The sequence below is a fragment of the Pengzhenrongella sicca genome, from assembly GCF_017569225.1.
Lineage (GTDB): Bacteria > Actinomycetota > Actinomycetes > Actinomycetales > Cellulomonadaceae > Pengzhenrongella > Pengzhenrongella sicca.
In genome coordinates this window covers 1,298,026-1,315,224 of record NZ_CP071868.1, presented here as the reverse complement: position 1 = coordinate 1,315,224, position 17,199 = coordinate 1,298,026, and the positions used below count along the sequence as shown (strand labels likewise).

Here is a 17,199-nt window from a genome sequence, read left to right as displayed (position 1 = left end):
GGCGAAACTCAGGTCAGGTACCGAAACTCAGATCAGGTACTGGGACAGCTCGCGCTTGACGTACCGGCCGTGCCCGGCGCGGCCGTGGTACTCGCCGTCGCCGATGAGGAGCTCGCCGCGCGAGAGCACCGTGTCGACGTGGCCGTCGATCTCGAAGCCCTCCCACGGCGAGTAGTCCATGTTCATGTGGTGGGTCTTGCCGAGCCCGATCGAGGTGTGCCCGTTCGGGTCGTAGATGACGACGTCGGCGTCGGCGCCCGGCGCGAGCACGCCCTTGCGGCCGTACAGCCCGAACATCCGCGCCGGCGTCGTCGAGCAGATCTCGACCCAGCGCTCGAGGCTGATCTCGCCCGTGACGACGCCCTGGTACAGCAGGTCGAGCCGGTGCTCGACCGAACCGATGCCGTTGGGGATCTTCGAGAAGTCGCCGAGCCCCAGCTGCTTCTGGGTCATGCAGAACGGGCAGTGGTCGGTCGAGACGACCTGGAGGTCGTTGGTCCGCAGCGCACGCCACATGTGGTCCTGGTGGTGCTCGGCCCGCGAGCGCAGCGGCGTCGAGCACACCCACTTGGCGCCCTCGAAGCCTGGCGCGCCGAGCTGCTCCTCGAGCGAGAGGTACAGGTACTGCGGGCACGTCTCGCCGAAGACGTTCTGCCCGGTGTCGCGGGCCCGCGCGATCTGCTCGGCGGCCTGCTTGGCGGACACGTGCACGACGTACAGCGGCGCACCGGTGAGGTTCGCGAGCATGATCGCCCGGTGGGTGGCCTCCTCCTCCGCCTGCCACGGCCGGGTCAGGCCGTGGTAGATCGGGTCGGTCTCGCCGCGCGCGAGCGACTGCTGCACGAGCAGGTCGATCACGCTGCCGTTCTCCGCGTGCATCATGATCATCGAGCCGTTGCTCGCGGCCCGCTGCATGGCCTTGACGATCTGCCCGTCGTCCGAGAGAAAGACGCCCTTGTAGGCCATGAACAGCTTGAAGCTGGTCACGCCCTCCGCGACGAGCTCGTCCATCGCGTGCAGCGACGAGTCCTGGACGTCCGACAGGATCTGGTGGAAGCCGTAGTCGATCGCGCAGTTCCCGGCCGCCTTCGCGTGCCAGGCGGCGTACTGGTCGAGGGGGTTCTCGCCCGCGTACTGGACCACGAAGTCGACGATCGTCGTCGTGCCGCCCCACGCGGCCGCGCGCGTGCCGGTCTCGAACGTGTCGGCCGCGAAGGTGCCGCCGAACGGCATCTCCATGTGGGTGTGCGCGTCGATGCCGCCCGGGATGACGTACTTGCCCGTCGCATCGATCACGCGGTCGACGTGCGCAGCGAGGTCGACGCCGAGCGCCGTCGACCCGGGCGCGATGAGGGCCGCGATCGTCTCGCCGTCCAGGAGGACGTCCGCCGCGCCGCGACCGGTCGCGTTGACGACCGTGCCGCCCGTGATGAGCGTCTTCATGGCGCCACGATCGGTCCGTAGGCGTCCGGGCGGCGATCGCGGTAGAACTGCCAGCGCTCGCGCACGACCCGGATCTGGTCGAGGTCGATGTCCCGGACGAACACCTGGGTCTCGGTCGTCGAGCCGACGTCGCCGACGAACTCCCCGTCGGGCCCGACGACGTACGAGCTGCCGTAGAAGTTGACCGCCTCGTCGCCGTACTCGTTGTCCTCGAGGCCGACGCGGTTGGTCGCGACGACGAAGTAGCCGTTCGCGACCGCGGCCGCCGGCTGCTCGATCTGCCAGAGCTTGTTCGAGATCCCGGGCGCCGTGGCGTTGGGGTTGAACACGATCTCGGCGCCGTTCAGGCCCAGCGTGCGCCAACCCTCCGGGAAGTGCCGGTCATAGCAGATGGTGATGCCGACCTTGCCGATCGCGGTCTCGAAGATCGGCCAGCCGAGGTTGCCGGGGCGGAAGTAGAACTTCTCCCAGAACTTGGGCAGGTGCGGGATGTGGTGCTTGCGGTACTTGCCGAGGTAGGAGCCGTCGGCGTCGAGCACCGCCACGGTGTTGTAGAGCACGCCGGGCTGGTCCTCCTCGTACACCGGCAAGATGATGACCATCCCGAGCTCCTTGGCGAGCGCCGCGAAGCGGTCGGTCGTGGGGCCGGGGACGGACTCCGCGTACTCGTAGTACTTCGGGTCCTGCGTGATGCCGAAGTACGGACCGTAGAACAGCTCCTGGAACGCGATCGCCTGGGCGCCCTGCGCCGCCGCGGTCCGCGCGAAGCCCTCATGCAGCGCGATCATCGACTCCTTGTCACCGGTCCACGTGGCCTGCGTGAGAGCGACTCGTACGACAGTCATGGATCCTCCGGTGCTGGGGTGTGGAATGTGACTCTGGCGGTTGAACATTTCTGTGGTGTTTCCCCTGACGCGGCCAGGGTGTCGCGCGGGTAAACAAGTCCGAGCGTGGCGCGCCGACGCCCGGCCCGCTACCCCAAACCGGGCCGCCACCGCGCACGATGACCAGATGGAGCTCGCCGCGCACGTCGAGGACCGCAGCCCGCGCGGCATCGCGGCGGCGATCGCGCGCCTGGTCCGGTCCGGCGAGCTCAGGCCCGGCGACCGGCTGCCGACGGTGCGGGAGCTCGCGGCCGAGCTCGCCGTGAGCCCAGCGACGGTGAGCGGCGCGTGGCAGGCGCTGTCCGCCGTCGGGCTGGTGGTCTCGCGCGGCCGCGCAGGCACCTACGTGCTGCCCGAGCCCGCCGGGTGGTTGCCGCCGAGCTACCGCGACCTCGCCGGCGAGCCGGCCCCCGGCGCGACCCGCACGCGCGCGCCGCGCCTGGACCTGTCGACCGGCACGCCGGACCCGACGCTGCTGCCCGCGCTCGGGCCGGCGCTCGCGCGCGTCGCGGCGCGCATGCCGGCCGCCGACACCGACACGTACGTCTCCTCCCCCACGATCCCCGCCCTCGAGGCCCTGCTGCGCGCGTCGTGGCCGTTCGTCCCCGCGCGGATCACCGTCGTCGACGGCGCGATGGACGCGCTGGGCCGCACGCTCGAGCAGGTCGCCGGCTTCGGGGATCGCGTCGCCGTCGAGGACCCCGGGTTCCCGCCGGTGTTCGACCTCGTCGAGCAGCTCGGCCTCGAGCGGATCCCCGTCCCGATCGACCGCCACGGCATGCGCCCGGACGCGCTGGCCGCCGCGCTCCGGGCGGGCGCCGGCGTCGTCGTCCTGCAGCCCCGCGCGCACAACCCGACCGGGGTGAGCCTCACGTCGACGCGCGCCCGCGAGCTGGCCGCCGTCGTCCGCCGGCTCGGGACCGAACGCGACGTGCTCGTGATCGAGGACGACCACTCGGGCGAGATCTCCTCCGCGCGGCCGGTGAGCCTGGGGACCTGGCTGCCCGGGCGCGTGGTGCACGTGCGCTCCTTCTCGAAGTCGCACGGACCCGATCTGCGCATCGCGGCCGTCGGCGGCCCGGCGCCGGTGCTCGACCGGCTCGTCGCGCGCCGGATGCTCGGCCCGGCCTGGACCAGCCGGCTCCTGCAGCACGTGCTCGTCGACCTGCTCACCGACGGCGCGGCGCTGGACTCGATCGCCGAGGCCCGCCGGGCCTACTACGCGCGCCAGCGGGCGCTGTGCGTCGCGCTCGCGGGCCACGGGCTCAGCGTGCAGCCGGGCGACGGGATCAACCTGTGGGTGCCGGTGCACGACGAGTCGACGGCGCTGGTCCGGCTCGCGGCGGCCGGGATCCGGGTCGCGCCGGGAGGTCCGTTCCAAGCCCGGGCCGACCAGCCCGCGCCGACGACGCCGGGCCGCCCGGGCGGGCACGTGCGCGTCACCGTCGCCCTGCTGCGCGACGACGTCGCCGCCGTGGCGCGGCTGCTCGCCCTCGCCGCGGCCCCGTAGGGGCGCCGCGACTGCCTAGGCTCCGGGCATGGCCACAGTCATCCTCGTCCGGCACGGTCGTACCAGCGCCAACTCCGCGGGCATCTTGGCCGGGCGGGCCGCGGGGGTGAGCCTCGACGTCGTCGGGCGCGAGCAGTCCGCGCGGACCGCGCGTCGACTCGCGGTGGTGCCGCTGGTCGCCGTGGTGTCGAGCCCCCTCGAGCGCTGCCAGCAGACGGCGCAGCTCATCCTGGCGCACCAGGCGAACCCGCCGGTGATCGAGCTGGAGGCCGACCTGACCGAGTGCGACTACGGGCAGTGGCAGGGCCGGGCGCTGAGCGAGCTCGCGCGCGAGCCGCTGTGGTCGGTCGTCCAGACCAGGCCTTCGGCGGCCGAGTTCCCGGGCGGCGAGTCGATGGCGGCGATGCAGGCGCGATCCGTGGCCGCCATCGCGCGCCACGACGCCGCGCTCGAGGCGGAGCACGGCGCGGGCTCCGTGTGGGTCGCGGTCGCCCACGGCGACATCATCAAGGCCATCGTGGCCGACGCGCTCGGCCTGGACCTGGACAACTTCCAGCGCCTGCACGCCAGCCCCGCGTCCGTCTCGATCGTGCGGTACGGGACCAGCCGACCCGAGGTCGTGGCCACGAACACGCAGTTCCACGACCTGTCGTGGCTGCGCACCCTCGGCCCGGTCGCCGACGCGCCGGTCGGCGGCGGGGCCGGCCCCGGGTCCGTTCCGGACGACGCGGAGCGCGCCACCTCCTAAAATGGGTGCATGCCCGCCCTCGTCCACGAGTTCGCCTGGCCCGACCGCGTCGTCGTCGGCACGGTCGGCCGCCCCGGATCGCGCACCTTCTACCTGCAGGTGCGCGACGGCGCGCGAAGCGCCAGCGTCGCGCTGGAGAAGCAGCAGTCCCAGCTGCTCGCCGAGAAGATCGACGAGATGCTCGACGCGCTGATGGCCGACGACGGCAACCGCTACAGCGTGCCCGCCCAGACGCCCGCCGAGCTCGTCGACAACGAGCCTTTGGACCAGCCCGTCGAGGAGCAGTTCCGCACCGGGTCCATCCGGCTGGGCTGGGACCCCACGACCGCGCAGGTCGTCCTCGAGGCGTACCCGCTCGACCTCGCCGACGACGAGGGCCCCGAGGAATCCGCACCTGGCCTCGACACCGCCGAACCGAGCGAGGTGCTGCTCGTCCGGATGCCCGTGGGGACCGCGCGGGCCTTCGTCCAGCGCACCCGGCAGGTCGTCCGGTCGGGGCGACCCGCGTGCCCGCGCTGCGGGCAGCCGATCGATGAGGACGGCCACGTCTGCGGCCCGCCCGACCCGTCGTGACCTCCGGCGAGGTCGACCTCGCCGCCGGTGAGCTCGCGCTCGTCGGGCGCATCGCCACCGCGTCGAACGCGACGTTCGTCGGCCGCATCGGGCCGCTGATGGTCGTCTACAAGCCGGTCGCCGGCGAGCAACCCCTGTGGGACTTCCCGGACGGGTCCCTCGCACGCCGCGAGTCGGCGGCGCACCTGGTCTCCGAGGCGCTCGGGTGGAACGTCGTGCCGGTCACCTGCCTGCGCGACGGGCCGCACGGGCCGGGCATGGTGCAGCTCTGGCAGGACCCGGACCGCGACCAGGACCCGATCGACGTCGTCCCGGCGGCCGCCGTGCCGCCGGACGGCTGGCGCGCCGTGTTTCAGGGCAGGGACGAGCAGGACCGACCGGTGGCCCTCATCCACGAGGACTCCGCCGAGCTGCGCCGGATGGCCGTGTTCGACGTCGTCGTCAACAACGCCGACCGCAAGGGCGGCCACATCCTCCCGATGCCCGACGGCCACCGCTACGGGGTGGACCACGGCGTCACCTTCCACGTGGAGCACAAGCTGCGCACGGTCCTGTGGGGATGGGTGGGCGAGGCGCTGCGCCCCGGCGAGCTGGCGGGGGTGGAGAGGGTCCGCGCGGACCTGGACGGCGACCTCGGCCGACGCCTGTCCGGGCTGCTCAGCGAGGAGGAGCTGGTCGCCCTCGCCGCCCGCTGCGACCGGCTGCTCGCCTCGGGTCGCTTCCCCGGCCCCGAGGGCGCGATGCCCGCGTTCCCGTGGCCGTTCTTCTGAGCGGCGTCGGCTGAGCGGCGTCGGCTGAGCGGCGTCGGCTGAGCGGCGTCGGCTCAGGAGCGCCGGCTCAGCCGGCGCCGAGCATCGTCGCCGCGTTCGCCCACGCGCGGGCGCGGGCGAGGTCGCCGTCGGCGCCTCTGAAGCCCGTCCACCAGCCCCGGCTCGCGGCCCACAGCGCTGACTCGACCCCGCGGGCGGTCGACCAGGCCGCGACCCGCGCGGGGTCGAGGCCCGTCAGGTCGGCCAGCAGGCGGGTTCGCGCCACCAGCTCGACCGCGGGCGTCACGGCTGCCGTCCAGTCGCCGACCTGCGTGATCAGGGGCCACGGATCCCACGCGAGGTCGCCGAACACCGCCTTGGGGTCGATCGCGACCCAGCGCGCCGCGCCACCCGAGCCGTCGCGCAGGATGTTGCCGGGGTTGAGGTCGCCGTGCGCGAGCCCGACGCGCGGGGCGTCGAGCGGCAGGGTGCGCAGGAGGTCGACGCCGTGCTCGAGCAGGCCCCGGTCCAGCGGGATCGGCGCCGAGCCGACGAACCGCTCGATCCGCTCGCTCGCGAGGTCGGCGAGCCCGGCCGCGACCCGCTCCAGGGCGGGGAACGGCGCGCCGGCCGGCACCTCGCGCGCGGCCATCCGCTGCATCAGCTCGGCGCCGATCCGGACCTGCTCGAGGCCGTCGGGCCGCGCCTCGCGCAGCGAGCCGCCGGGCGTGCAGCGCGCGAGCAGCAGCGCCCAGTCGCCGGCGTGCGCGTCGAGGATCCGCACCGCGCCGCTGCCGGCCCACGCCCGCAGCGCCGCCGCCTCGTACCGCGCCTCGAGGTGAGGATAGGAGATCTTCAGCACCGCCGCGACGCCGGTCGAGGTCCGCACCGGGGCGGTCCACGCCGCCATGCCGTCCTCGAACGGCGGGCCGAGGACGAGCTGCCAGCGCTCAACCGCGCGGACCACCAGGTCCGGGAGCGCCTGGAGCCACGCGTCGCCGCCCTCGGCGCCCGCAACGGAGCGCCGAAGCCCCCCCGGCACGGACGTCATCGCCCGAGCATCGCACGCCGGCGCCGGCCGTCAGGCGCAAGCCGCCATCTCACTCGGCGAGCTGGGAGACGTGGTCGCTCTCACGCCACCGGGCGTGCCACAACTCCCAGTTCGCCGGGGGCGGCAGCGGCAGGCGCAACGCGGGCAGTCGCGGCGCGGGGATAGGGTGACCGCACGGACCCCGGCCCCGACTTGGCCCGGCGGTGCCGCCCTGACTTGGGCGGCGAGTCCGCAGGTGCGACGTGCGCCCGACCTTCGTCATCCTCGACGCCCACCGGTGCGCACCACGCGCTCGCCGGTGCCCGCCACGTCCCCGCAGGAGCTCCCCCATGACGCCCCCTCGCCCCGCCCCCGCACGCGGCACCGGCCGTGCGCGCACCGCCGACGCCGAGCGCACCGCCCACCGCAGGGCCCACCGCGCCGCCCGGCGCTGGTCGGCCGGCGTCGCGGCCGCGGCCGTCGCCATCGCGGTCGCCGGGTGCTCGTCCGCCTCGGGCGAGACGTCCCCGACCCCGGACGCGTCGGCCGTCGCGGCGACGTTCACCCCCGTCACCGTCGACAACTGCGGCACCGAGGTCACGGTCACGGCTCCCCCGACGAAGGTCGTGACGATCAAGTCGACGTCGACCGAGATGCTGCTCGCGCTCGGCCTCGGCGACTCGATCGTCGGCACCGCCTTCGCGGACGGCCCCGTGCCGGCGGACTACGAGGCCGACGCCGCCGACCTCACCGTGCTGTCGGAGCAGGTCCCCGGCAAGGAGGCGCTGCTCGAGGTCGCGCCCGACTTCGTCTATGCCGGCTGGGAGTCCAACTTCTCCGCCGACGGCGCGGGCGACCGGGCCGAGCTCGCCGGGCTCGGCATCGGCACGTACGTCTCCCCCGCCGCGTGCAAGGAAGAGGGCTACAAGCCCGACCCGCTCACGTTCGACGGCGTGTTCGACGAGATCCGCGAGGTCGCCGACCTCTTCGGGGTCACCGACCGCGCCGAGGAGCTCATCGCCGCGCAGGAGGCCCAGCTCGCCGCGGTCGAGCCGCCGGCCGAGCCGACGACCGCGCTCTGGTACAGCTCCGGCACGGACACCCCGTACGTCGGCGCGGGCATCGGCGCGCCGCAGATGATCCTGGCGGCCGCCGGGCTCACCAACATCTTCGCGGACGTGCACGACACCTGGACCTCGGCCGGCTGGGAGCAGGTCGTGGCCGCCGATCCCGACGTCATCGTGCTGGTCGACGCGAGCTGGAACACCGCGGCGAAGAAGATCGAGCTGCTCGAGGCGAACCCCGCGACGAGCCAGCTCACCGCGGTGCGCGAGCACCGCTACCTCACGGTGCCGTTCCCCGCGGCCGAGGCGGGCGTCCGCAACGCCGACGCCGTCGTGAGCCTGTCCGAGCAGCTCGCCACGCTCACCCCGGCGGGCTGAGCCGAGCGTGGCCCGCACCCGTTCCGCCCGCACCGCCGACGCCGGACGCGGCGCCGCCGGCGCGCCGTGGCGTCCCCCGCTGGCCGCCCTCGTGGCGGTCGTCGGCGCGGTGCTGGTGGCGACGGTGCTGGTCACGGTCACGATCGGACCGGCGGACATCGCTGTGACCGACGTCGCGCGGAGCATCGCGAGGCACCTCGGGCTGGGCGGCATCGGGGGCGAGCCCGTCCCGCGCCTGCTCGACGCGATCGTGTGGGACCTGCGCCTGCCGCGCGTGCTCACGGCGGCGGCCGTCGGGGCCGGCCTGGCGCTGTCCGGGGCAGTCATGCAGAGCCTGACCCGGAACTCCCTCGCCGACCCGTACCTGCTCGGGCTGTCCTCGGGCGCCTCGCTCGGCGCGGTCGCCGTGCTCATCGTCGGGGTGGGCGTCCTTCTGCCGGTCGCCGCGTTCGCGGGCGCGCTGCTCGCGCTCGCCGCGACGCTCTCGCTCGCGCGCACGGGCGGCATCCTCACGCCCGGGCGCGCCGTGCTCGCGGGTCTGGCCATCTCGCAGCTGTGCGCCGCCGGCACGTCCTTCGTCATCTTCTGGACGGCCACCGGCGACTCCTACCGGGAGATCCTCAGCTGGCTGATGGGGTCGATCGCCGGCGCCACCTGGGCGTCGGTCGCGATCTCGGGGATCGCGCTGCTCGGGGTCGGCGCGGTGCTGCTCGCGGCGGCGGGGCGGCTCGACGCGTTCGCGTTCGGGGACACCGCGGCCGCGGCGCTCGGCATCGACGTCGAGCGCACCCGCTGGACGCTGATGACGCTCGTGGCGCTCCTGACCGGCGCGATGGTCGCTGTGAGCGGGGCGATCGGCTTCGTCGGGCTCGTGCTGCCCCACGCCGTGTCGGTCGTCACAGGCCCCGGGCACCGCCGGCTGCTGCCGGTCGCGGCGCTGTGCGGCGCCGTCTTCCTGATCTGGGCCGACACCGCGGCGCGCACGATCTTCGACCCGCGCGAGCTGCCCGTCGGCATCATCACGGCGCTCATCGGGGTGCCTGTCTTCGCGGTGCTCCTGCGCCGCGGCCGGGGCGCGGCATGGAGCTGACCCTGACCGGCGTGGGCACCCGCCTCGGCGGGCGCTGGGTGCTCGACGGCATCGACGCCACGCCGCCGGCCGGGCACCTCACCGGCCTGCTCGGGCCCAACGGCGCAGGCAAGACGACGCTGCTGCGCCTGATCGCCGGGCTCCTGACCCCCGAGTGCGGCGCGGTGCTCGTCGCCGATCGGAGCGCCGACCCGGCTGGCGCGGTTGCGAGCGGCACGGGCGGCACGACCGCGCGGCCCGTCGACAGCCTCACGCGCCGCGCGCGGGCCCGGCGGATCGCGCTGCTCGAGCAGGAGTCGACGAGCGCGGTGCCGCTCACCGTCCGCGAGGTGGTCGCGCTCGGCCGGATCCCGTACCGCACGCTGTGGGGCGCCGACTCCGACGACGGCGCGGTCGACCGCGCGCTCGGCCACGCCAACGCCGCGCACCTCGCCGACCGGCCCTGGTCGCAGCTGTCGGGGGGCGAGCAGCAGCGCGTGCACATCGCCCGCGCGCTCGCGCAGGAGCCCGAGCTGCTCCTGCTCGACGAGCCGACCAACCACCTGGACGTGAGCGCGCAGCTGAGCCTGCTCGCGTTCGTCCGCGACCTCGGGACCACGTCGGTCGCGGCCCTGCACGACCTGAACCTCGCGGCGGCGTTCTGCGAGCACGTGCTCGTGCTGTCCGCGGGCCGGCTCGCCGCCGCCGGGCACCCGCGCGACGTGCTGCGGCCGGAGCTCGTGCGCGAGGTCTACGGCGTCGACTGCGATGTGCTCACCCACCCGCGCACGGGCCGGCCCGTCATCGCGTTCGCCGAGCCGCTGCCCACGACCGCGCCGGGGGTGCCGCGGTGACGGCCGGGCCGCTCAGGATCACGGTGCTCTCGGGCGGCGTCGGCGGCGCGCGCTTCACGCGCGGGCTGCTCGCCTGCCTGGGCGAGCGGCTGCCCGACGGCGAGGGCGGGACGACCGCACAGGTGACCGTCATCGCCAACACCGGCGACGACCTGTGGCTGCACGGGGTGCGGGTGTGCCCCGACCTCGACACGCTCATGTACACGCTCGGCGGCGCCATCCACGAGGGCCAGGGCTGGGGCCGCGTCGCCGAGACCAGCCGGGTCTCGACGGACCTCGCGGCCTACGACGTCGGCGGCGAGTGGTTCACCCTCGGCGACCTCGACCTCGCGACCCACCTCGCGCGCACGCAGCTGCTGCGCGAGGGTCGCACGCTCTCGGAGGTCACCGCGCACCTGTGCCGCCGCTGGCGGCCCGGGGTCCGGCTGCTGCCGATGTCCGACCAGGAGGTCGAGACGCACGTCCTGATCGAGGGCCTGACCGGCGGCGAGCGCCTGCTGCACTTCGAGGAGTGGTGGGTCCGCCATCGCGCGGCGCTGCCCGCCCGGCGCTTCGTCCAGGTCGGGCTCGAGCGCGCGAGTGCCGCTCCGGGCGTGATCGACGCGCTGCTCGGCGCCGACGTCGTCGTGCTGCCGCCGTCCAACCCCGTCGTCTCGGTCGGGACGATCCTCGCGGTGCGGGGCGTCCGCGCGGCCCTCGTCGCGACGTCGGCGCCCGTGGTCGGGATCTCCCCGATCGTGGGCGGCGCGGCCGTGCGCGGGATGGCTGACCAGTGCCTGCGGGCGATCGGCGTCGAGACCTCGGCCGCGGCGGTGGCCCGGCACTACGGGCGGCGCGGCCACGGCGGGGTGCTCGACGCCTGGCTCGTCGACGCCGTCGACGCGGGTGACGCGCGCGACCTCGCCGCGCAGGGCTGGACCGTCGAGGCGGCCCCGACCCTCATGACGGATGTGGCCGCCACCGCGCGGATCGCCGACCGGGCGCTGCGCCTCGTCGGCATCTGAGTCGCTAGCCGGTGTAGCCGCGCAGCACTCGGGCGGTGCGGTGGCCGACCCCGAGCGCGAGCACCGCCGCGATGTCGGCCGGGACGTCGACGTCGCGCACGAGGCCCGAGCGGGCGGGCACCGCGACGACGACGTGGCCGCCCGCCGCGTGCCGCCGCGCCGAGCCCGGGCCGAACGCCGGCGCGACCGCCACCCCGGCCAGCGCGGTCAGGAGCGTCGTGCCGGTGCCACCCGCGTCCGGCACCAGAGCGAGCCGGTGCCGGGCCGCGAGCGCGAGCGCGGCCGAGAGCTCGGCCGGCCGCAGCGCGGGCAGGTCCCCGAGCAGCACCCCGACCGCGTGCGCGGGCCGGCCGGCGCGGGCCGCGCGGATCCCGGCCCGGACCGCCGCGTTCAGGCCCGGCGGATCGGGCTCGTCGACGAGGTCCGTGGCCAGACCCCCGGCGGCGGCCGTCGCGGCCGCGGCCATCGCGGCGTCCGCGGTCACGACGACGAGGTGGTCGACGCCGGTCGCGGCCGCGGCGGCCTCGATGGTGTCCCCCAGCATCGCGAGCGCGAGCTCGAGCCGGCGGCCGGGCGAGAGGTGGCCCGCGAGCCGCGACTTCGCGTCCGTCGCGAGCTTGAGCGGGACGACGAGGGCCCAGGGCGGCGCGCTCGTCGGTGCGGCCATGGTCACGGTGGACATCTCTACCAGTTCCGGGCGCCGGGTCGGGGGTCGCTGCGTAGGATGCAGGCCGGATCTGCGGTAGCCCGCACTGGCGGCGCGTCGGCGCGCCCCGAAAGGACGAGATGCGTCGGGACCTGGGCTTTCTTGTCGCCGCCGCGGCACTCGTCGCGCTCGCGGGGCTGCCGGCCGCGGATTCCTCCCGCTCGCAGATCCGGGCGCAGGCCGCGGCCGCCGAGCGCACGGTGCACTTCACGGCCGCGGGCGACTACGCCTCCGGCCCGCAGACGCAGTCGGTGCTCGCCACGATCGCGTCCCTAGAGCCCGACCTGCACCTCGCCCTCGGCGGGCTGTCCTACGTCGCGGGCACCGAGCAGGCCTGGTGTGACGGCGTCGTCGATCAGGTGGGGGCCGGCTTCCCGGTCGAGCTGGTCGCGGGCACGGGCGAGGCCGACGGCACGGCCGGCCACATCGCCGACTTCGCGGCCTGCTTGCCGAACCAGCTGCCGGGGGTCGTGGGGACGTACGGGCGCCAGTGGTACGTCGACATGCCGGCCCGTGACCCGCTCGTGCGCTTCGTGCTGATCTCTCCCGGGCTGACGTTCCCGGACGGCACCGACGCGTACGCCCTGGGCGACGCGCGCTACACCTGGACCGCAAACGCGATCGACGGGGCGCGGGCGGCGTCGATCCCGTGGGTCGTGGTGGGGATGCACCAGCCCTGCCTGACGACGGCGAGCCGCACGTGCGGCGCCGGCGCCGACCTGCTGAACCTCCTGGTGACCAAGCAGGTGGACCTGGTGCTCGCCGGGCACGAGCACCTCTACGAGCGCACGAAGCAGCTCGCCCTCGCGCCCCGGTGCGTCGCCCTCGTGCCGGGCTCGGCCGACCCGGACTGCGTCGCCGACGGCGACGCGACCCTCGTCAAGGGCGCCGGCACGGTCCTCGTCACGGTGGGCACGGGCGGCATCGCGCAGAACCCGCAAGACCGGGAGGACACCGAGGCCCCGTACTTCGCGGCCGCCAGCGGCCGCGACACGGCGGCCTGGGGCGTGCTCGACGTCCGGGCGACGCCGACCGCGCTGTTCGCCGACTTCGTCCGCTCCGCGGGCAGCACGTTCACGGACTCGTTCGCGATCCGGCCCGCGGGGCCGGACCAGAACTCGCCCCCCGTCGCGTCGTTCACCTCCAGCTGCGACCTGCTGACCTGCACGGTCGATGCCGCCGGCTCGACCGATCCCGACGGCACGATCGACGGCTTCGCCTGGAGCTTCGGCGACGGCTCGACCGGGGCCGGGGCGAGCACCACGCACGAGTACGCCGCCGCGGGGACGTACGCGATCACGCTCACGGTGACGGACTCGAGCGTGCGCACCGGCTCGGCGCTCCGGATCATCGAGGTCGCCCCCACCGTCACCGGGGTCCTCGCCGCCGACTCGTTCGAGCGCGACGTCGCGGCGGGGTTCGGGTCGGCCGTGACGGGCGGCGACTGGACGGTGACCGAGGGGGCGGCCGTCACGGGCGGCGCCGGCCGCCTGACGCTCACGAGCAAGGGCGCCGTCGTCGGGGCCCGCCTGCCGGCGGTGAACGGCACGACGGCAACCACCCGACTCACCGAGACCTGGGACCGGCGCCCGGACGGCTCGGGCGGCTGGCTGGTCGTGCGCGGCCGCATCACCCCCGGCGGCGAGTACCGGCTGCGGATCGGGCACAAGTCCGACGGCGAGATCACGGCCCGGATCGTGCGGACCGATGCCGCGGGGGCCGAGACCGCCGTGACGCCGGAGCAGACGGTCCCCCTCCTCGCCTACACGGGCGGCACCCGCATCGCGGCGTCGTTCGAGGTCACCGGCACGGGACCGACCGGCCTGCGGGCCAAGGTGTGGGCCGCCGACGAGCCGGAGCCCGCGGGCTGGCTGATCGACACCGCGGACGCGACCCCGGAGCTGCAGGTCCCGGGGCACCCCGGCGTGGCCGCCGTCCTGTCGGGCGCGACCACCAACGTCCCGGTCACCGTGTCCCTGGACGACCTGACGGTCGTCGGCCCCGGCGGCGCGCCCGCGCCGACCGGCTAGCTCCCGACCAGTCCTAGACCGCCGCGCCGGCCACGACCGGCGGGGCGTCCGGGGCTGCCGGGGCTGCCGGGGCTGGGCGCTGCGCCACCTCGGCGGCCGGCACGAGGCCGCCGTCGACCGTGTCCGCGGTGTTGAGCTCCGCCAGGCGCTCGCGCGAGAACCCGAAGAACCACGTCGCGACGAAGCCCACGACGTACGCCACGAGCAGGCCGGTGGCGTACCCGACGGCGGCGGCGCCCTTGCCCTCGCTGCCGTCCAGCAGCGGGAACAGCGAGAGGTCCGACGCGCCGATCGCGACCGCGCCGATGGTGGCCCCGAACTGGTCGAAGAGCCCGATCACGGCGCCGCCGAACGCGCCGCCCAGGCACGCCGTGATGAACGGCCGGCCCAACGGGAGGGTCACGCCGTAGATGAGCGGCTCGCCCACGCCGAGGAACCCGGCGGGCAGCGCCGACTTGATCGTCTTGCGGATGCTCGTGTTGCGGCGCAGCCGGGTGTACACCGCGAGCGCTGCGCCGATCTGGCCGGCGCCCGCCATCGCGAGGACGGGCAGCAGGATCGTGTAGCCGGTCTGCTCGATCAGGGTGGTGTGGATCGGGATGAGGGCCTGGTGCATGCCCGTCATCACGACGGGCAGGAACAGGCCGCCGAGCACGAAGCCCGCCACGCCGCCCGCCGACCCGAGCAGCCAGGCCGCGCCGGTGCCGATCTGGATGGCGAGCCAGCCCGCCGCCGTCATGAGGAAGAAGAGCGTCGCGAACCCGGCGACGAGCACCGTGATGGTCGGCACGATCAGCAGCGCGAGCACGTCCGGGGCCCAGCTGCGCGCCCAGCGCTCGACGTAGGCGCCGAGGATCGCCGCGGCCATCGCGCCGAGCACCCCGCCCTGCCCGGGCACGTGCACCTGGCCGAGCGCCGTGATGTTCGCGACGCCGGGGGCGACGACCATCGCGCCGACCACGCCACCGAGGATCGGCGTTCCTCCGAACTCCTTGGCCGCGTTCATGCCGACGAACACCGCCAGGAGCGCGAAGAAGCCGGACGACATGACCGCGAGGTAGCCGGTCACTCCCGCGAGCCAGGTCGCCGAGCCTGAGGTCACGAGGTTCGTCAGGATGCCGTTGATGCCGGCGATGAGCCCGCACGCGATGAGCGCGGGGATGAGCGGGACGAAGATGTTCGAGATGCGCCGCAGCGCGCTCTTCATCGGGGTGCCGTTGCGCTGGCGGTTGCCCGCCCGGATCGCCTCGCCGGTCTCGGCGAGGACGTCCGCGGCGCTGCGGGGCGCGGCGGCGCTGCGTGTGAGCGCGGCGGCGAGGTCGATCGCCACCCGATCGACCAGGCCCGGCCCGAGCACGATCTGGCAGTTGTCGCCCGGCAGGACCGCCAGCACACCGTTGGTGTCCCGCACCGCGGCGACGTCGACGGCGCTCTGGTCGCGAACCCCGACCCGGAGCCGGGTCATGCAGTTCTCGACGTCGATGATGTTGCCCGCGCCGCCGAGGCCGGCCAGCAGCCGGTCGGCGATCTCGCGTGAATCCGTCATGTCAGGAATCCTTCCGCACGGTGGGGGTCAGTGGTGGATGGCTGTCGGTCGTGGATGGGTCGTGAGTCGTGGATGGGTCGTCGGTCGTGGATCGGTCGTGGCTCACGGGTTCACCTGGAGCGTGGCCCCGGGCCCGGGCCGCGGCCCGACGGCGGTCCGCACGTTCCCGGCGGCCCAGTCCAGCCGGATGGCCGCCTCGCGCGCGTCGCAGCCCGCGAGCAGCATGACGACCGCTGTCTTGGCATGCCCGCCCGCGAGGTCGATCGTGGCGGCCGCCAGCGCGTCGTCGGCCCCGGTCGCGGCGCTGACGATGCGCCGCGCGCGGTCGACGAGCTTCGCGTTGGTCGGGCGCACGTCGACCATGAGATTCTGGAACACCTTGCCGGTGCGGATCATGCTCGCCGTCGAGAGCATGTTGCACACGAGCTTCTGCGCCGAGCCGGCCTTGAGGCGGGTCGACCCCGTCAGCACCTCGGGGCCGGTCTCGACCTCGATCGCGACCTGGGCATGGGCACTGATCGCCGCGCCCACGTTGCACGCGACCGAGACCGTCGCCGCACCGATCGAGCGCGCGAAGTCGAGCCCGCCGATCACGTACGGCGTCCGCCCGCTCGCGGCGAGGGCCACGACGACGTCGCGATCCTCAAGGTCGATCCCGCGCAGGTCCGCGACCGCGAGCGCGGGGTCGTCCTCCGCGCCCTCGACGGCCTGCAGGAAGGCGGTGTCGCCCCCCGCGATCAGGCCGATCACCTCGTGCGGAGCGGTGCCGAAGGTCGGCGGGCACTCGACGGCGTCGAGGACGCCGAGCCGGCCGCTGGTGCCCGCGCCGAGGTAGATCAGCCGCCCGCCCCGCGTGCGGGCGGTCACGATCAGGTCGACGGCCCGTTCGATCGCCGGCAGCGCCGCGGCGACCGCGACGGGGACCGTCCGGTCCTCCGCGTTCATCACCGCGAGGACCTGCGCGACCGACATCGTGTCGAGGTCACGGGTCCCCTCGTTGGCGGTCTCGGTCGCGAGCGAAGCAGTGTTCATAAGTTTCAACATACACGCGCCATGTTGTCAGTATGTTTCATTGCAGGTCGCACCGCCGTCGCGCCCCGTGGGCGGGCGCATCGCCGCGCCCGCCAGCCCGCGCGCGCGTGGGTGGCTCGGGCCACGATGGTCGAGATGTCGCCGGGCACCGGGTCCGGCGCCGCTCGAGCGGAGGACACCATGCAGTGCAGGATCGAGCTCATCTTCGTGCCGGTCACCGACGTCGACCGGGCGATCGCGTTTTACGTCGACACGCTCGGGTTCACGCTCGACATCCAGGCGCGGGTGGACGAGAACACGCGGTTCGTCCAGGTCACTCCCCCGACGTCGGCCTGCTCGATCGCCTTCGGCGAGGGCATAACCGACATGACGCCGGGAACGCAGCACAGCATCCAGGCGGTCATCCCCGACGCGGCCGCGGCGCACCGCGAGCTGCTCGAGCGAGGCGTCGCCGCGAGCGACGTCGAGAAGCTCGCGTGGGGGTCGTTCACCACGTTCGCCGACCCCGACGGCAACACCTGGACGCTGCAGGAGCTGCCGCCGCCCGGCTCGTACGAGCAGGCCGCCCAGGCGTAGGGG

16 protein-coding genes are annotated in these 17,199 nt (G+C 74.6%); 10 read left to right on the top strand and 6 right to left on the bottom strand.

Features of this window, described 5'->3' with window-relative positions; genetic code table 11:
• Positions 1-27: 27 nt before the first annotated feature.
• Together hydA and J4E96_RS05985 are read right to left on the bottom strand one after the other, a co-directional pair.
• Positions 28-1,443, bottom strand: a complete 1,416-nt coding sequence (gene hydA, locus J4E96_RS05990) for a dihydropyrimidinase (RefSeq protein ID WP_227424858.1) — start codon at positions 1,441-1,443, stop codon at positions 28-30.
• Positions 1,440-2,288 carry a nitrilase-related carbon-nitrogen hydrolase gene (locus tag J4E96_RS05985; RefSeq protein ID WP_227424857.1) on the bottom strand — a complete coding sequence of 283 codons (849 nt, stop codon included), beginning with the start codon at positions 2,286-2,288 and terminating at the stop codon, positions 1,440-1,442. The genes hydA and J4E96_RS05985 overlap by 4 nt, the downstream gene beginning before the upstream one ends.
• A 166-nt stretch (positions 2,289-2,454) precedes the next feature.
• On the opposite strand from J4E96_RS05985, the gene J4E96_RS05980 reads away from it, so the two are divergent.
• Genes J4E96_RS05980 through J4E96_RS05965 form a run of 4 tightly spaced genes read left to right on the top strand, consistent with a single transcriptional unit; the run spans position 2,455 to position 5,928 of the window.
• Positions 2,455-3,837, top strand: a complete 1,383-nt coding sequence (locus tag J4E96_RS05980; protein ID WP_227424856.1) for an aminotransferase-like domain-containing protein — start codon at positions 2,455-2,457, stop codon at positions 3,835-3,837.
• Positions 3,838-3,865: 28 nt separating this feature from the next.
• Complete coding sequence (locus J4E96_RS05975; RefSeq protein WP_227424855.1) at positions 3,866-4,585, top strand: MSMEG_4193 family putative phosphomutase; 720 nt, start codon at positions 3,866-3,868, stop codon at positions 4,583-4,585.
• Positions 4,586-4,594: 9 nt separating this feature from the next.
• Positions 4,595-5,158: a DUF3090 domain-containing protein gene (locus J4E96_RS05970; protein ID WP_227424854.1), complete on the top strand. Its 564-nt coding sequence runs from the start codon at positions 4,595-4,597 to the stop codon at positions 5,156-5,158.
• On the top strand, positions 5,155-5,928 hold the full coding sequence (locus J4E96_RS05965; protein WP_227424853.1) for an SCO1664 family protein: 774 nt from the start codon (positions 5,155-5,157) through the stop codon (positions 5,926-5,928). Before J4E96_RS05970 ends, J4E96_RS05965 begins: the two co-directional genes overlap by 4 nt.
• 67 nt (positions 5,929-5,995) lie before the next feature.
• Here the strand turns inward: J4E96_RS05965 and J4E96_RS05960 are convergent, their stop codons facing one another.
• Positions 5,996-6,958 (bottom strand): aminoglycoside phosphotransferase family protein, encoded by a 963-nt coding sequence (locus tag J4E96_RS05960; protein ID WP_227424852.1) that lies wholly within the window; start codon positions 6,956-6,958, stop codon positions 5,996-5,998.
• Positions 6,959-7,287: 329 nt separating this feature from the next.
• On the opposite strand from J4E96_RS05960, the gene J4E96_RS05955 reads away from it, so the two are divergent.
• The 4 genes from J4E96_RS05955 to cofD are packed head-to-tail and all read left to right on the top strand — an operon-like array spanning position 7,288 to position 11,306.
• The gene (locus J4E96_RS05955) at positions 7,288-8,379 is read left to right on the top strand and encodes a putative F420-0 ABC transporter substrate-binding protein (RefSeq protein ID WP_227424851.1); all 1,092 of its coding nucleotides are present in this window, start codon (positions 7,288-7,290) and stop codon (positions 8,377-8,379) included.
• 7 nt (positions 8,380-8,386) lie between these two features.
• Positions 8,387-9,469 carry a putative F420-0 ABC transporter permease subunit gene (locus tag J4E96_RS05950; protein ID WP_406620387.1) on the top strand — a complete coding sequence of 361 codons (1,083 nt, stop codon included), beginning with the start codon at positions 8,387-8,389 and terminating at the stop codon, positions 9,467-9,469.
• Positions 9,460-10,302, top strand: a complete 843-nt coding sequence (locus J4E96_RS05945; protein ID WP_227424850.1) for a putative F420-0 ABC transporter ATP-binding protein — start codon at positions 9,460-9,462, stop codon at positions 10,300-10,302. The genes J4E96_RS05950 and J4E96_RS05945 overlap by 10 nt, the downstream gene beginning before the upstream one ends.
• On the top strand, positions 10,299-11,306 hold the full coding sequence (cofD, locus tag J4E96_RS05940; RefSeq protein WP_227424849.1) for a 2-phospho-L-lactate transferase: 1,008 nt from the start codon (positions 10,299-10,301) through the stop codon (positions 11,304-11,306). The genes J4E96_RS05945 and cofD overlap by 4 nt, the downstream gene beginning before the upstream one ends.
• A 4-nt stretch (positions 11,307-11,310) precedes the next feature.
• On the opposite strand, the gene cofC is transcribed toward cofD, so the two are convergent.
• Positions 11,311-11,988 (bottom strand): 2-phospho-L-lactate guanylyltransferase, encoded by a 678-nt coding sequence (cofC, locus tag J4E96_RS05935; RefSeq protein ID WP_227424848.1) that lies wholly within the window; start codon positions 11,986-11,988, stop codon positions 11,311-11,313.
• A gap of 104 nt (positions 11,989-12,092) precedes the next feature.
• Here cofC and J4E96_RS05930 point away from each other — a divergent pair, with 104 nt between their 5' ends.
• Positions 12,093-14,042, top strand: a complete 1,950-nt coding sequence (locus J4E96_RS05930) for a PKD domain-containing protein (RefSeq protein ID WP_227424847.1) — start codon at positions 12,093-12,095, stop codon at positions 14,040-14,042.
• Between the two features lie 13 nt (positions 14,043-14,055).
• Here the strand turns inward: J4E96_RS05930 and J4E96_RS05925 are convergent, their stop codons facing one another.
• Positions 14,056-15,588 (bottom strand): PTS transporter subunit EIIC, encoded by a 1,533-nt coding sequence (locus J4E96_RS05925; RefSeq protein WP_227424846.1) that lies wholly within the window; start codon positions 15,586-15,588, stop codon positions 14,056-14,058.
• A 102-nt stretch (positions 15,589-15,690) separates the two neighbouring features.
• Positions 15,691-16,620, bottom strand: coding sequence for an N-acetylmuramic acid 6-phosphate etherase (gene murQ, locus J4E96_RS05920; protein WP_227424845.1), 930 nt, complete (start codon positions 16,618-16,620; stop codon positions 15,691-15,693).
• A gap of 180 nt (positions 16,621-16,800) precedes the next feature.
• Here murQ and J4E96_RS05915 point away from each other — a divergent pair, with 180 nt between their 5' ends.
• Positions 16,801-17,196 (top strand): glyoxalase superfamily protein, encoded by a 396-nt coding sequence (locus J4E96_RS05915; protein WP_227424844.1) that lies wholly within the window; start codon positions 16,801-16,803, stop codon positions 17,194-17,196.
• The last annotated feature ends 3 nt before the right edge of the window (positions 17,197-17,199 follow it).

Coding starts and splice junctions, on each gene's coding strand:
- murQ (WP_227424845.1), bottom strand. CDS start 16,620: ATGAACACTGCTTCGCTCGCGACCGAGACCGCCAACGAGGGGACCCGT.
- J4E96_RS05980 (WP_227424856.1), top strand. CDS start 2,455: ATGGAGCTCGCCGCGCACGTCGAGGACCGCAGCCCGCGCGGCATCGCG.
- J4E96_RS05975 (WP_227424855.1), top strand. CDS start 3,866: ATGGCCACAGTCATCCTCGTCCGGCACGGTCGTACCAGCGCCAACTCC.
- J4E96_RS05915 (WP_227424844.1), top strand. CDS start 16,801: ATGCAGTGCAGGATCGAGCTCATCTTCGTGCCGGTCACCGACGTCGAC.
- cofC (WP_227424848.1), bottom strand. CDS start 11,988: ATGTCCACCGTGACCATGGCCGCACCGACGAGCGCGCCGCCCTGGGCC.
- J4E96_RS05925 (WP_227424846.1), bottom strand. CDS start 15,588: ATGACGGATTCACGCGAGATCGCCGACCGGCTGCTGGCCGGCCTCGGC.
- J4E96_RS05955 (WP_227424851.1), top strand. CDS start 7,288: ATGACGCCCCCTCGCCCCGCCCCCGCACGCGGCACCGGCCGTGCGCGC.
- J4E96_RS05985 (WP_227424857.1), bottom strand. CDS start 2,288: ATGACTGTCGTACGAGTCGCTCTCACGCAGGCCACGTGGACCGGTGAC.
- hydA (WP_227424858.1), bottom strand. CDS start 1,443: ATGAAGACGCTCATCACGGGCGGCACGGTCGTCAACGCGACCGGTCGC.
- J4E96_RS05930 (WP_227424847.1), top strand. CDS start 12,093: ATGCGTCGGGACCTGGGCTTTCTTGTCGCCGCCGCGGCACTCGTCGCG.
- J4E96_RS05970 (WP_227424854.1), top strand. CDS start 4,595: ATGCCCGCCCTCGTCCACGAGTTCGCCTGGCCCGACCGCGTCGTCGTC.
- J4E96_RS05945 (WP_227424850.1), top strand. CDS start 9,460: ATGGAGCTGACCCTGACCGGCGTGGGCACCCGCCTCGGCGGGCGCTGG.
- J4E96_RS05960 (WP_227424852.1), bottom strand. CDS start 6,958: ATGACGTCCGTGCCGGGGGGGCTTCGGCGCTCCGTTGCGGGCGCCGAG.